General features: G+C 65.1%; 13 protein-coding genes and 1 pseudogene. 10 read left to right on the plus strand and 4 right to left on the minus strand.

From position 1 onward, the window contains the following. Positions 1-152: 152 nt before the first annotated feature. Positions 153-2,813, plus strand: coding sequence for an excinuclease ABC subunit UvrA (locus tag DSP71_RS19525; protein WP_067117836.1), 2,661 nt, complete (start codon positions 153-155; stop codon positions 2,811-2,813). Between the two features lie 363 nt (positions 2,814-3,176). Continuing rightward, positions 3,177-3,362 (plus strand): hypothetical protein, encoded by a 186-nt coding sequence (locus tag DSP71_RS24355; protein ID WP_231880286.1) that lies wholly within the window; start codon positions 3,177-3,179, stop codon positions 3,360-3,362. A gap of 59 nt (positions 3,363-3,421) precedes the next feature. On the opposite strand, the gene DSP71_RS19535 is transcribed toward DSP71_RS24355, so the two are convergent. Next, positions 3,422-4,678 (minus strand): ISL3 family transposase, encoded by a 1,257-nt coding sequence (locus tag DSP71_RS19535; RefSeq protein ID WP_067117833.1) that lies wholly within the window; start codon positions 4,676-4,678, stop codon positions 3,422-3,424. A 107-nt stretch (positions 4,679-4,785) separates the two neighbouring features. After that, positions 4,786-5,097 (minus strand): putative quinol monooxygenase, encoded by a 312-nt coding sequence (locus DSP71_RS19540; RefSeq protein WP_033107114.1) that lies wholly within the window; start codon positions 5,095-5,097, stop codon positions 4,786-4,788. A gap of 107 nt (positions 5,098-5,204) precedes the next feature. Between DSP71_RS19540 and DSP71_RS19545 the strand changes: the two genes are divergently transcribed. Beyond that, entirely contained in the window at positions 5,205-6,146 is a 942-nt protein-coding gene (locus tag DSP71_RS19545; RefSeq protein ID WP_067117830.1) for a GlxA family transcriptional regulator, read from the plus strand. 644 nt (positions 6,147-6,790) lie between these two features. Next, the gene (locus DSP71_RS19555) at positions 6,791-7,120 is read left to right on the plus strand and encodes a hypothetical protein (protein ID WP_067117827.1); all 330 of its coding nucleotides are present in this window, start codon (positions 6,791-6,793) and stop codon (positions 7,118-7,120) included. Here DSP71_RS19555 and DSP71_RS19560 read toward each other — a convergent pair. Together DSP71_RS19560 and DSP71_RS19565 are read right to left on the minus strand one after the other, a co-directional pair. Further along, on the minus strand, positions 7,117-7,377 hold the full coding sequence (locus tag DSP71_RS19560; protein WP_147251410.1) for a hypothetical protein: 261 nt from the start codon (positions 7,375-7,377) through the stop codon (positions 7,117-7,119). The two genes, DSP71_RS19555 and DSP71_RS19560, sit on opposite strands and share 4 nt — an antisense overlap. Before the next feature lie 70 nt (positions 7,378-7,447). After that, entirely contained in the window at positions 7,448-7,783 is a 336-nt protein-coding gene (locus DSP71_RS19565) for an ATP-dependent DNA ligase (RefSeq protein ID WP_067117892.1), read from the minus strand. A gap of 120 nt (positions 7,784-7,903) precedes the next feature. On the opposite strand from DSP71_RS19565, the gene DSP71_RS19570 reads away from it, so the two are divergent. From DSP71_RS19570 to DSP71_RS19600, 6 genes and pseudogenes are all read left to right on the plus strand, one after another. Continuing rightward, positions 7,904-8,083: a hypothetical protein gene (locus tag DSP71_RS19570; RefSeq protein WP_082914313.1), complete on the plus strand. Its 180-nt coding sequence runs from the start codon at positions 7,904-7,906 to the stop codon at positions 8,081-8,083. A gap of 198 nt (positions 8,084-8,281) precedes the next feature. Next, positions 8,282-9,186: pseudogene (locus tag DSP71_RS19580) on the plus strand (IS3 family transposase); the annotation flags it as partial. Positions 9,187-9,232: 46 nt separating this feature from the next. Next, a protein-coding gene (locus tag DSP71_RS19585; protein WP_113681858.1) for an IS3 family transposase occupies positions 9,233-10,470 on the plus strand; the annotation gives its coding sequence in 2 pieces (ribosomal slippage) (positions 9,233-9,518 and positions 9,518-10,470; 1,239 coding nt in all). Between the two features lie 769 nt (positions 10,471-11,239). Beyond that, positions 11,240-11,683 carry a branched-chain amino acid ABC transporter permease gene (locus DSP71_RS19590; protein WP_258546562.1) on the plus strand — a complete coding sequence of 148 codons (444 nt, stop codon included), beginning with the start codon at positions 11,240-11,242 and terminating at the stop codon, positions 11,681-11,683. Next, positions 11,680-12,729, plus strand: a complete 1,050-nt coding sequence (locus tag DSP71_RS19595) for a branched-chain amino acid ABC transporter permease (RefSeq protein ID WP_067117796.1) — start codon at positions 11,680-11,682, stop codon at positions 12,727-12,729. Before DSP71_RS19590 ends, DSP71_RS19595 begins: the two co-directional genes overlap by 4 nt. Then, positions 12,722-14,083 (plus strand): M20 family metallopeptidase, encoded by a 1,362-nt coding sequence (locus tag DSP71_RS19600; protein ID WP_067117792.1) that lies wholly within the window; start codon positions 12,722-12,724, stop codon positions 14,081-14,083. Before DSP71_RS19595 ends, DSP71_RS19600 begins: the two co-directional genes overlap by 8 nt. Positions 14,084-14,091 lie beyond the last annotated feature (8 nt).

The following is a 14,091-nucleotide window of genomic DNA, read 5'->3' on the forward strand; positions in this document are numbered from 1 at the left end:
CTCGGTCAGGGCCCTTGCTCCGAACAGACTTACGGTGTATTCAGGCCGAGCACACCACTGCCGCACACCGCGCCGTTATTGGTGTGTAACCCTTTCCGCAGGCCGCAGGCCGCAGGCCGTCCGACCTTTCCGTACGTTGCTAACATTCGACCATGGTTGAATCCGCTGCGTTCGTGACGCCGAAGCTCTCCGTGCAGCCCGACGTTCGCGTTCTCGGCGCCCGAGAACACAATCTGCAGGATGTCGACCTCACGGTGCCGCGCGATGCAACGGTCGTCTTCACCGGTGTGTCCGGCTCGGGAAAGTCCTCGCTGGCGTTCGGGACGCTGTACGCCGAGTCACAGCGACGCTATTTGGAATCGGTCGCACCATACGCCCGCCGCCTGATCGATCAGGCGGGAGTGCCCGATGTCGACTCGATCACGGGGATGCCGCCTGCGGTCGCCCTGCAGCAGCAGCGCGGTGGAGGGAATGCCCGATCGACCGTGGGCAGCATCACCACGTTGTCGAGCTTGGTGCGGATGCTGTACTCGAGAACCGGGGACTACCCGGATGGGCAGCCGATGTTATATGCGGAGGACTTCTCCGCGAACACGGTCCAAGGAGCCTGCTCAGAATGCCACGGCATCGGCCGCGTATACGCGGTGAACGAGCAGCAGATGGTCCCGGACCCCTCGCTCACCATCCGCGAACGCGCCATCGCCTCCTGGCCGACCGCGTGGCACGGCCACCAGCTGCGTGACGTGCTGGTTGCTCTCGGCTACGACGTCGATGTGCCGTGGCGGGACCTGCCGAAAAAAGACAGGGACTGGATCCTGTACACCGATGAAACCCCCTTCGTTCCGGTCCACTCCCGGCTCACCCTCTCTGAGTCCAAAGCTGCGATCGAAGCAGGCGTGGAGCCGAGCTACTCGGGCACATTCGTCGGAGCTCGCCGGTACATTCTGGACACGTTCGCGAACACCAAGAGCGCCTCGATGAAACGGCGCGTCGCGCAGTTCCTCACCGCTGCGATCTGCCCGGTCTGCGATGGCAAGCGGTTGAAGCCCGAGGCGCTGTCTGTCACGTTCGAAGGATTCGACATCGCCGAATTCTCCCAACTGCCGCTCCGGGAACTTGCCACGATCCTGTCCGGAGTCGTCGCACGGTTGGAGGACCACGAGGCCGCCTCTTCCGATGCTGCCTCTCTGCATGCCGCGGAGGAAGGGCAGGTCGCTGCGGGCAAGGCTCCGCTTGCCCCCGTGCCCGATGTGCGACCCACCGCAAGCGGAGCGCCAGAGAAGCGTGCTGCTGCGGTCCAGCTCGCCTCAGGGGTGTTGCAGCGGCTTCGTCCACTGGTCGATCTGGGACTGGGTTACCTGTCATTGAGCCGGACGACGCCAACGCTGTCGGGCGGCGAGCTACAGAGACTCCGGCTCGCGACGCAACTCAGCTCTGATCTTTTCGGGGTCGTCTACGTCCTCGACGAACCATCGGCGGGACTGCATCCGCAGGACGTGGCGGCGCTCCTCGAGATCCTGGACGGACTCAAGGGGCGAGGGAACAGCCTGTTCATCGTCGAACACTCCGTGGCTGTGATGCGGCACGCGGACTGGCTGGTCGACATCGGCCCCGGCGCCGGTGAACACGGCGGCCGCGTGCTCTACAGCGGCCCACCCGACGGGCTCGCCGATATTGAGGAGTCCGTGACACGCGGATACCTCTTCGGTGGCCGCGGTCTCCCTCTTCGCACACCCCGTGAGGCACGCAGTTGGCTGCGCCTGGAGAACGTGACGCGGAACAACCTGCACGACCTCACGGTCGATATCCCCTTGGGTGTCTTCACCGCCGTTACGGGCGTGTCCGGGGCCGGCAAGTCAAGTCTGGTCAGCCAGGCGCTTCCATTGCTGCTTGGCGATCGCCTTGGCCGGGCTGTCCGGGCCGATGACGAGCCGGTCAGCGACGAGTCACTCCTCTCGGATGCGCCGGAACGTCTCGATGGGCGCGTCGCCGGGCCCGTCACCGGTGTACAGCGGCTGGTCGTCATCGACCAGCGGCCCATCGGCCGGACCCCGCGGTCCAACGTCGCCACCTATACCGGGCTGTTCGATCACGTACGTCGTCGATTTGCAGACACCCCGGAAGCTCGTTCCCGCGGGTACAAGCCTGGCCGATTCTCCTTCAATGTCGCCGGCGGGCGCTGCCCGACCTGCGAGGGCGAGGGATCGGTGATGGTCGAGCTCCTCTTCCTGCCTTCCGTGTACACCGAATGCCCCGACTGCCACGGCACCCGATACAAGGCATCAACGCTCGAGATCACGTGGAGGGGGCACACGGTCGCTGACGTGTTGTCCATGAGCGTCGAGGAGGCGAACCTGTTCTTCGCGGGCGATGAGGAGATCACGCGATCGCTGGCAGCTTTGTCGGATGTCGGACTCGATTACCTCCGGCTGGGTCAACCGGCAACCGAACTCTCCGGGGGTGAAGCGCAGCGTGTCAAGCTCGCGACCGAGTTGCAGCGTGCGCAGCGCGGAGACACGCTGTACGTCTTGGACGAGCCGACGTCCGGGCTCCACTGCGCCGATACGGATCGTCTGGTCACGCATCTGCAGACGCTGGTCGATGCGGGCAACACGGTCGTCGCCGCGGAGCTGGACATGCGCGTTATCGCGGTGGCCGATCACGTGATTGATCTTGGCCCCGGCGCGGGCGACGCCGGCGGGACGGTAGTTGCAGCTGGCACGCCCGTCCAGGTCGCGGATAAGGGCGTCGGTGCTTCCGCGAGCTATCTCGCCGCCGCACTGCAGGCGGCCGCTAACGTGACCCCATCGTGACGAGCGGGCCGCGGTGCGATGTGAGTATCGGACCGATGCTGGGGACACCCCCGGTACGCCGAAGATAGTGCGGTCCCGGATCTCCGGAAGAGGGGTTGATCCAAGGCGGGGCATCCGGTATTCAGCCGCGGGATTGCGCTTGCAAGCGTCGAACCGCTTCCGCATCAGTCGGTGCGTAATTGGCGCCCCGCGCGATGCTCGAGCAGCTTCAGGTGGTTCGTATGTGCGCGGGGACCGAGTAGGTTCACGTCATGGGAACACTCGAATACAACAGCTCCCGGCCGCCCGATTCAGGTCGACGACCAGACTCTCACGCATCTGAAGATCGTGATCGGGACGAAGCTGCGCCGCCAGGAGAGCTTCATGATGACGTGGCTCCCCCGCGATGAGGTTCCGGCCAGCCGTCTGACGATCTGGCTGCATCCGAGCATCCCCCTCATCTTCGCTTTCGACGATGCCGTGCTGCGGCCTAGCGACCCCGCACGGATCGAGCGGATGATGGAGCACGTCGCCGCGCGTGGGGAACTCGTCCTCGACCAGCTCCCCTGAACTGGCTCCCTGCGCGGCTCCTACTCGAAGGTAGTCTTGCGCGACCTGGGAAAAGGGGCTCATCCCAATCGGGGGTGTAGGAGTTGGGGTCTGAAGCCGCCGGTCTCGAGCAGGCTTCGGGCGATGTAGTTGGTCAGGTTGCGGAACCCGAGTGCGGAGCCGCGCAGGTGTTCGAGCCGTCCGTTGAGTGCCTCGGTCGGCCCGTTGCTGGTGCCGGGTCGTTCGAAGTAGGCGAGCACGTCGGTGGCTCGCTTCTTCAGGGTCCGGCCCAGGGTGGCGAGCTCGGTGAGCACCTTGGGGACGCGGGCGCTGAGGTCGGTGATCAGCTTCTCCATGAGCTCGCGGCCACGTTGCCGGTCCTCGTGGCGATAGGCGGCGATCATCCGCTGGTAGACACCCCAGGTCGCCTCGACCTCGACGTGAGCGTCATCAACGAACAGCGCGCGTAGCCTGTCGCTCTGCTTGTCGGTGAGCAGGTCCGAGCCGGTGTGCAGCGTGCGCCGCGACTTGTAGAGCGGATCGTCCCTGAACCCACGGTGCCCGTGGATCGCGAGTTGGACCCGGCGCCGGCACCTGTCGAGGGCGTCACCGGCCAGGCGCACGACGTGGAAGGGATCCATCACCTCGACCGCGTCACGGAAGGCGTCGTCGTGGTCGGCGAGCCAGGTCTTGAACGCCGCCTTCGACCGGCCCTCGACCATGTCCAGCAGCCTTGCTGGGCCGGCGCCATCGCGGACCGGGGTGAGGTCGATGATCACGGTGACGTACTTGGCGCCACGCCTGGTGTGGCGCCAGACGTGCTCATCGACGCCAATCACCTTCACGCCCTCGAACCGCGTGGGGTCGTTGATCAGCAGCCGCTTGCCTTCGGCCAGGACCGCGTTGTTGGCGGTGTCCCACGCGACCCCGAGTCCCTCGGCGACACGGGCGACGGTGAGGTGTGCGACCACGATCCCTTCCAGCGCCCACCGCAGCCCGGTGCGCGAGAGCTTCGCGCGTGGCTCCGCCGCGGCGCTGGTGTCTTGGCGCCACACGTGTCCGCAGTCTGCACAGCGGTAGCGGCGCACTACAACTTCCAGCACGGTCGGTCGCCAGCCCAGCGGCTCGTGGGCCAACCGCCGGATCACGGTGTCACGAGCGGCGCCTTCGCTGCCGCACCGTCGGCACCACTGATCTGGTTCCACCACGCGGCACGCGAGGACCGCACGATCCGGTTCAAGTCGTTGCCCGATCACGCTCAGACCGAGGCCGTCGAGTCGAGCGAAGGCGGTCAGGTCAGGGCGGCCGAAGCCGGGCGGCGGAGTAGCGTCGGGCACGTCGAGGTCTTTCCGATGGATGGCGTAGGAACCTCCATCGTCGGGAGACCTCGACGTCTATCTGCGGACCGACTCGGCGGGGCGCGATCGTCTCGTGCGTTGGCGGACTACGGGAGCTTGGACGCGAGGACGTCGGCCGCCAGGATCTCGGGTGCTGCGCCGAGGAGGTGCTGGTTGGCCATCAGGGCTGCGACGATGGCGCCGTTGGCGTGGGCGTCGCGAGCGGCTTCGTCGGGGAATGCATCGAAGATCCAGAAGGTGTCGGCGTGGGTCCTGACCGCGAACCAGACAATCGTTCCTACTTCTTCGTTGGCGAGTGCGACAGCGCCGGCGAGCAGATCGGCGACCGCGTCGTGCTGTCCATCGGCCGCGACGATCTTGGCGACGAAGGCATACGGAAGTGATGCGGGTGTGGACATGAGGGACTCTCCTTGACGTCGGGGTTCTTCGTGGGACGAGTTCAGCGTATGACGAGCGAGGGCCGGTGGGGAGTGGCGTATACGGCAGTATTGCTATTGTTTACGTCATGCGTATCGGACTGATCGTGATCGACGGCTGCTTCGGTTCGGCTATCGCGTCGATCATCGACATCGTGCGGGTGGCCGACGGAGCCCGCGGCGATGTCGACCCGCGGATCGACCCGATCGAACTCGCCATCCTCGGACCGAAACGGCGAGTGACCACGACGGCATCGATGACCCTGTCGGTGGACCACCCGCTGCCGGAGTCCGGAGAGTTCGACGTGGTCGTCGTCCCTGCGCTTGGAACCCTCACGGCCGCCGCGACCCACGACGCCCTCCAGAGTCGAGATGCTCGTTCGGTCATCGCCTCACTCGGGCGCCTCGACGACGCGACCACCCGGATCGCCGCGGCGTGCACCGGCGTGTTCGCCGTCGCCGAGACAGGACGGATGCATCATCGGCGGGCGACGACCAGCTGGTTCCTGGGGCCGGAGTTCCGGAAGCGCTATCCGACCGTCGCCCTCGATCTCGACACCATGGTCGTGGTCGACGGGAACCTCGTCACCGCCGGCGCCGCCTTCGCCCACATCGACCTCGCGCTCTCACTCGTGCGATCGATCAGCCCCGACCTGGCCCAACATGTCGCCAAGCTCCTCATCATCGACGAGCGCCCGTCGCAGGCGGCTTTCGTCGCCTACGAACATCTCCGGCACGAGGACCCGATCGTCGTCGAGTTCGAACGCTTCGTGCGCGCCCGCCTGGACGAACCGTTCAACGTCGCCTTCGTCGCGCAGTCGCTCGGCACCAGCCGGCGCACCCTCGAACGACGAGTCCGTGCGGCGCTCAACCTCACTCCGCTCGGCTTCGTCCAACGGCTTCGCACCGAACGAGCTCGACACCTCTCAGCAACCACGGACCTCACCTCCGCCGAGATCGCGCTACGGGTCGGCTACGCAAACGCCGAGACTCTGCGCTCCCTCCTGCGCAGGGAGCGACGCCGTTCCTGACCTATCGCCATGCCTGTAGCTTGTGTCCTAGCGCTCGGTTGGAACCACCTCTCAGCACGTCGCGTCGACGCTCCTGCGTCGCCCCTGGACTACCCACTCGACACGCCCGCAGCACAGCCCATGTGACGTGCCCCGGCTTCCCGGACGGTCGGGGTTGGGTGGCTGTGATGTCGCTGCGTTCTCGTCGAGAGGGTCAGCAGACCCGATCAGAGCCGATTGGGATGAGCCGCGAAGGCGGTTAGGTCAGGGCGGCCGAAGCCGGCCGGCGGGGTAGCGTCGGGCACGTCGAGGTCTTTCGGATGGATGGCGTAGGAACCTCCATCGTCGGGAGACCTCGACGTCTATCTGCGGACCGACGCGCCCGGCCGACCTACACCTTCATCTGGGAAGAGCCGGAAAAGGTGGGACTGTTGCTTCGCGTCTGCGACATCGATGGGTGGGGGTACCTTCCTGGGGACCGGTATCTTCGACGCGGTCGGGCGGTTGCTCTCCCTCCCCCAGAGTCTTCAGCAGCCGCCCGATCACCCACCTCCGTCCCGACGCGCGGAACACGGTGCCCCTGGTCAGGAACCGCCTGACACACGCTGGTTTTCGACGGCGCGATTGCGTACGGCACCGGTCTCGGTTGCCGCTAGGGTGAGCTTATGGCGACTCTTCACTACGGGGCATCCGATGATGCGATCCATATCGAGGACCGTGCTCTCGCACACCTGAAGATCGTCATCGCAACCAAGCTGCGCCGCAACGAGTCGTTCACTCTGTCCTGGAAGCACCCCGAAGGAGAGCCCGGCGGGCGCTCCACGATCTGGGTTCACCCCTCGATCCCGCTGCGGTTCGTGTTCGATGAACCCGAGGCACCCCAGATCAACGTGAAGTGGGCAGAGCAGCTGATGCACACCGCGAACTCCAGCGGCGGGATCATGCTCGTCGACGAGGTCCTGGAAACGACCGAGCTCGAGGCCAGCAACGCCTAGAGCAGATCCCAGTTCCCGGACGCGCCCAGCGACAGCACCGCGTCGTCCGACTCGTACATCACGCTCTCATCGGTGATCAGCACCCGGCTACGCGGCGTGATCAACGCTCTCACCTGACGGCCCTCCATCGTCGTGAACCGCACGACCAATCCCGCCCCCGCCACGGCAGCTTCCAGCTGCTCGCATAACGCGTCCACGTCCTGCGACGGGGAAAGCACGAAACGAGAGCCGTCGATGCAGACGTGAGTCTGGTCCACCGTCCGCTCATGCATAGAGAGCACCTTACGAGGACCCCGCTCCGTCACCGAAAGGGGTTGCGCCAGCGGGCTACTTTGAGGCAGGCTCCAGGTCCTGTTCCAGCCTGGTGCCCTCCGCTGGCTCCGGGACCATGTAGAGGCCGGACGGCGAGTTCGCCGTGAACGCCAACGCATCTATCCACGCGCGATTGACCGGGGGTGTGCGGCTCCCGTACTTGAACACGAGGTTGCTGCCCGGGTGGATCCACACCGTCGTCCGGCCGCCACCGATGCTGACATCTTCCCGCCAGGTGAACGGGAACGGCTCCCCGCGACGCAACTTTGCCGTGATGACGAGCTGCACATGAGTCAGAGCACGGTCCTCGATCTCGACCTTCTGACCGCCCTCGTACGTGAACTTACCCATGATCGACCTTCCTGCCGGGTGCATCACCAGTATCCCGCACACGCCCCTCGTCGTCTGCCCAAATCGGACGACCCGGTACGCTTTCTTTCTCCCAACGCACGCGGCAGAAATGGTGATCTGATGACTGAAGAGAGCAACACCTCGACGTCCGATAACTATCGGGACGGCATCGTCAAGCCTGGCGGGCTCGGCAAAGACAACACCATTCCGGCCGATCCCGACGGAGTAGCAGCAGGTTTCACCGGTTCCCCCTCTCACTTCAATGCCGAGGAAGATGAATCCGCCGAGAAAGAAAACTGAACGCCGTAGGCGCTAGGCCTACCCGCGCGTAGTTTTCGCTAGAAACCGAGCGCTAGTGCAGTGCTCGGCTGATCTGAGAAGAGATGATCGTATGGTCGACCGCGCTGAAACGAACTGGGCTGACCCCGTTTCGTAGGTCCAGTCGTTATGAGAGTCGTCCTGTTGTCCGCGGTCGCGGGCAGGGAGACTGGTCAGATCATGACGAACAGCAGGAAGCGTCACACCCCGGAGCAGGTCGTCCGTAAGCTCGGGCAGGCCGACAGGATGCTCGCCGACGGTCAGGACGTCGCGGCGGTGTGCCGGGAGCTCGTGGTGTCCGAGCAGACGTACTACCGGTGGCGGAACCAGTACGGCGGCCTCAAGGCCGACGACGCAAAGCGCCTGAAGGAGCTGGAGAAGCAGAACGCGACCCTGAAGCGTCTGCTCGCGGAAGCGGAGCTGGAGAAGGCCGCGCTCAAGGAGCTGGCTGAGGGAAACTTCTAAGCCCGGACAGGCGCCGCGCCGCCGTCGATCACCTCAAGCGCAAGCTGCGGGTGAGCGAACGGATGGCGTGCCGTCTGGTCGGGCTGAGCCGCTCCGCGTATCGGCGACCGCTCAAGGGCGACACGGTCGCGGACCCGGATCGGGCGTTCAGGGAGTGGCTGCGCGCCTGGGCGAAGGACCATCCCCGCTACGGGTACCGGCGGGCGTATCACGACGCCCGCGCCGAGGGGTGGGTGGTGAACCACAAGAAGATCCAACGCCCGTGGCGTGACGAAGGGCTCCGGGTCCCGCAGCGGCGTCGACGCAAGCGCGTCGGGTCCTCGACCGTCGACGCGCCGACGGCGGACGCGCCGAACGTGGTGTGGGCAGTGGACTTTCAGTTCGACGCCGACGAGCACGGCCGACCGATCAAGATCTGCTCGATCGTCGACGAACACACCCGGGAGTGCATCGGCGGCCTCGTGGAGCGCTCGATTACCGCCGACCGACTCACCGCCCACCTCGAGGACCTCGTCGCCGCCCGGGGCGCCCCGGCGGTGCTCAGGTCGGACAACGGGCCGGAGTTCATCAGCGAGGCGATGGCCGACTGGGCCGGCACCCGCACCGGCCTGTCCTACATGAATCGGCCTGACTTTCGTTCCGTTCTTCAAGCAAGGATGGAACACGATGAACAGGAAGTATTCGCCGGAGATGCGTGAGCGGGCGTTGCGGATGCTCGCGGAGACGCGACCGTCGCACCCGAACATGATGAGCGCGGTCCGTCACGTCGCCGGGCTGCTCGGGATGAGCCCGGAGACACTGCGCCTCTGGCAGCGCCGCTTCGAGGTCGACGCGGGCGTGAAGCCCGGGTTGACGACGGATGCGGCGGCGGAGATCAAGCGGCTGCAGAAGGAGGTCTCGGAGTTGCGGAAGGCGAACGAGATCCTCAGGGCTGCAAGCATCTTTTTCGCGAAGGAGCTCGACCACCCCTCGACGAGATGATCCGGTTCGTCAACGAACACCGGGATCGTTTCGGGGTCGAGCTCATCTGCCAGGTCCTGCGACCGGCGGTGAGAGGATTCTTCACCTCACGCGGCTATCGCGCCGCGGTGGGCCGCGCGCCGTCCGCGCGGCAGCTGCAGGATGATCTGCTCGTGCCCGAGATCGCCCGGCTGCATGCGGAGAACTACGGCGTCTACGGGCGCCGGAAGATGCACGCCCTCATGCGACGGCAAGGCTGGGACATCGGTCGCGACCAGACCGAACGCCTCATGCGCCTCGCCGGGGTTCGCCGTGTCCGCAAGTCGAAGCGCGTGTTCACGACCCGCTCCGACACGACCACAGTGCTGCCGAGTGATCTCGTGAACCGTCGCTTCACCGCACCAGCGCCGCGACGGCTCTGGGTCTGCGACGTCACCTACGTCGCCACCTGGTCCGGGTTCGCCTACGTCGCATTCGTCACCGATGTCTACTCCCGCCGCATCGTCGGCTGGAACGTTGCGGCGACGCTGCGCTCCGAGATCCTGCCGATGCAGGCCCTGGACATGGCCGCCTGGAACGCCGGTGGGCGCCTCGACGGACTCATCCATCACGCGGACCACGGGTCGAACTACACCGCGATGGTCTACACCGAGAGGATCGTCGAACTCGGCGCTGTCCCCTCAACCGGGACCGTCGGCGACAGCTTTGATAACGCGATGGCCGAGGCCGTGAACAACCTCTACAAGACCGAACTGATCCGCCAGCGCGGGCCCTGGCGCACCGTCGAGCAGGTCGAGCTCGCGACCCTCGAATGGGTGTGGTGGTGGAACAACTCCCGCCTCCACGGCGAGCTCGACATGCGAACACCCGCCGAGGTCGAACAGGCGTATTACGCTGACCAGGAATCAGCCAATCCGGCACCTGTCGGACAAGGCTCCCGATAGGAACGAAAGTCAGGCCGATTCAGTGGCCTGTCTGGCACGAGTTCCGGCCCCTCGTCCCCAGAACGAGGGGCCGGAACTTTGTGGTCAAAGGACGACGCCTAACTCCCCAGGAGCATCCGGGCGCTCACAGCGCCACTGTCACTCATCCCAGCACAACGCACGACCGAGTGGAATCGGTCGGAGCGCCTCATACAGAGTACGTGGCTAGACCACAAATGTAAGACATCACTCAAATCGATTGACGAAATCCGACCGCCTCTGATATTGCGACCGTGTCGGGGCGGTAGTAGCGCGTCCGTTGCGTTTCAGCCTGGGGAGCTTATTCCGCAACGAACGCGCTCTTCGCGGGGACCGAAAGGTTTGATGCCTCCTAGAACTCGGGCGCCCCGCGGACCATCAACCTACGAGCGGCTCACGTAGCCCTCTAGGGGGTTGCGCTCCTGCCATCCGGCGAGTAGCGGACTCAGGCGGGCGGGTCTGAATCTGCCCATGATGGGTGCTTCTGCGTCAACCGGCCGCGGACTTGACATTGACCGTACTCTGAGTACGCCCTCTGGCCGGGAATGGCAACTCCACGTAATCGATCTTGGCCCCGGCGCGGGCGACGCCGGCGTGACCGTGGTTGCAGCTGGCACGCCCGCGCACGTCGCGGACAAGGGCGTCGGTGTTTCGGCGAGATACCTCGCCGCGGCATTGGAGGAAACGGCAGATCGCGCCCGTATCGGACGTCGTCTTCCGTCTCGGCAGCATCCCACTCGCTGCCACCAGCGTGATCGGATTCGGGCTCGCAATGGTGCTGATACTCGGCCTTATGGTGATCCTCAAGCGAACGGAGTGGGGCGCGAGCATCCGCGCGGTGGAGCAGAACCGTCAGATGGCGCTCCTCGTTGGGATCCAACCGAAGCGTGTCTACGCCGCGGTTTTCATCATTGCCGCTGTTCTCGCTGCGGCCGCCGCGCTCATTTACGGAACGACGACGACGATTACGCCCGCAAAGGGATTTGCGCCTCTCCTCACGGCCTTCGTCGTGCTCGTCTTTGGAGGATCCACTTCACTTCTCGGGACCATCATTGGCGCGTTCACGATCGGCGTGCTGGAGGCGAGTACGACGTACTTCTTCGGCTTACAGTGGAGCCCTGTGGTCGTATTCATTGTGCTGGTAGTAGTCATGCTGGTGAAGCCAGAGGGTCTGATCAAAGGACGAACCGCATGAATCGGCTGATCATTCGCTACGGCTCATACCTCGGGCTCCTGACGGCGGCGGCCGCCCTGCCATACCTGGTGACCTCGGCGTCGAGCAGGCTCGTCGCCATCACGGCACTGCTGTATGCGCTTCTCGCGGCGAGTTGGAACCTCACCCTGGGGATCAGCGGCATCTTCAACTTCGCGCACGTCGGCTTCTTCGGTTTGGGCGGGTACGCGGCGGCGATCTCAGTCGTCTCGTGGGGATGGGACGCCTGGGCGGGGCTGTTGCTCGGCGGCGCCGTCGGATCGGCCGCCGGCGCACTCGCCTATCTGCCTGTAGTGCGGATGCGAGGGATCTATATCGCCCTAATCACCTTCGTGTTCGTGCAGCTGTGTTACTACCTCATCCTTGCTGTCCCCGGCCTCACTGGTGGATCGAGCGGACTTCCAGGTCTGCGCTCGCTCGGGATCGGTTCCTTCTCCCTTCACGAGTTCGGAGGTCTCGGTTACCTCTGGCTCGTAGGATTCGCGGTGGCCCTCCTTCTCATCGCCCTCGACTCGGTGTTGCGGAGCAGCTTCGGTCGGAGCCTCGTCGCGCTCCGCGATAACGAGCAGTTCGCGGTGAGCCGAGGGATCAGCCGCGTCCGTCAGCAGATGCTCGCCTTCGTGCTCAGCGGCGGTATCGCTGGCGTTTCGGGCGCTCTGTACGTTTCGTATTTCCGGGTGGCCGACACTTCGCTCTTCAGTTTCGGATTCGTGACCCTCGGGTTGAGCATGATCTTCCTCGGTGGCACCGGACATATATGGGGTCCGGTCGTCGGAGCGATCGTCGTGACGCTCATCGACCGTCAACTGTCCGACCTCGGATCGTGGCGTCAGATCATCATTGGTGGGGGCACGATCCTGGTGCTGATATTCCTTCCTCGCGGAATCGCTGGACTGATGGAGCGCGGTGCCGTCGGACTGCGCCGACTCGTTCCTGGAGCGCCGGTTAGATATCAGCGATCGAGGGACACAGCCATTGCGAACACCCCTGTAACGGCCAACGCCACCGAAGGAGAAAAAAATGTCTGAGGCCAACAGCCACCACAGCGCCCGTAGCCAGGCGGTGTCGACGGTTCTTGCCGCCGTCGACGAACTGACGCCGGCGTTGGTGCAGACCCTTGCCGAGGCCGTACAGATTCCCAGCGTCAACCCTCGGTACCCCGGCCAGAACTACACCGACCATATCGGTCGCGAGAGCGAGGTGAGTGCTCTGCTCGCCGATCTTTACCGCTCGTCCGGAGCGGATGTCGAGATCGTGACGGTCGAAGCGGACCGAGACAACGCCTGCGGCCGCATCGTCGGCGCCGGTGGAGGACCGTCGATCCTGTTCAACGGACACGTGGACGTCGTTCCGGCGAACGCGAGCAAGTGGAGCCGCGATCCGTTCTCAGGTCTCGTCACGGACACCGACGTGCATGGCAGAGGTGCCACCGACGACAAGGGCGGGGTCGTGGCGGCCGCATTCGCGGCATTGGCTCTGAAGAGGGCCGGCGTCAAGCTCAAAGGAGATGTCGTCCTCCAAGCCGTGGTCGGAGAAGAAACGGGCGATCACCAATACGGCACGAGCGCTGCCCTGGACGCCGGGTACACAGCCGATGCCGCAGTGATTGTGGAGCCCACCAGCTATGACGGAACGACACCCAAGCTCGCAACCGTCAGCGCGGGTGGGCTCTGGTTCTCGCTCTCGTTCGAAGGAAAGGCGGCGCATTCGAGCCTGCGCGGACGTGCGCTGCACCCCACCCTCGATGGCGAGACCTTGGGGGTGAACACTGTTGACAAGTTCTGGGTCGTCTACCAAGCCCTCCGGAACCTCGAAGATCAGTGGGCGCAGCACGACCGGCACCCCCACTACGTTCCGGGCCACTTCAGCATCCTCCCGGCGGTGCTCGACGCGCATCCCACCGGCTTCAAGGTGCCGTTTGCGCTCGCCGACACCTTGACCGTCGAGTACTCCGTGACTCACAACCCCGCGCGGACCAACGAGGACGTCATCGCCGAGATCGAACATGCCGTTCGAAGCGCATGCGCATTGGACCCCTGGCTGCGTGAGCACACGCCGATCTTCGAGTGGAAGCTCTTGTGGGCGCCGTACACCTTGAGCCCGGATCATCCGCTGCTTCCGGCATTGACCTCGGCGCACAGCGCTGCGCTCGGCGCTATCGATGAATCGCGCCTACCGGAACTCAGCGGCTTCTTTGGACTGTGCGACATCACCTGGATGGACGCGAGAGGCCTCCAGGGCGTCATGTACGGCCCCGGCGTCGGCAACACCGCGCACGCCGAAGATGAGTACGTGCCGATCGAACAGCTCGTGGTCGCCGCCAAGACGTACGCGCTGACCGCCTTGGCGTTCTGCGGTCTGGCGGAGGTCGGCACGAGCTGAGAAACCCA

This window comes from Microbacterium sp. H6 (assembly GCF_003314775.1).
Lineage (GTDB): Bacteria > Actinomycetota > Actinomycetes > Actinomycetales > Microbacteriaceae > Microbacterium > Microbacterium oxydans.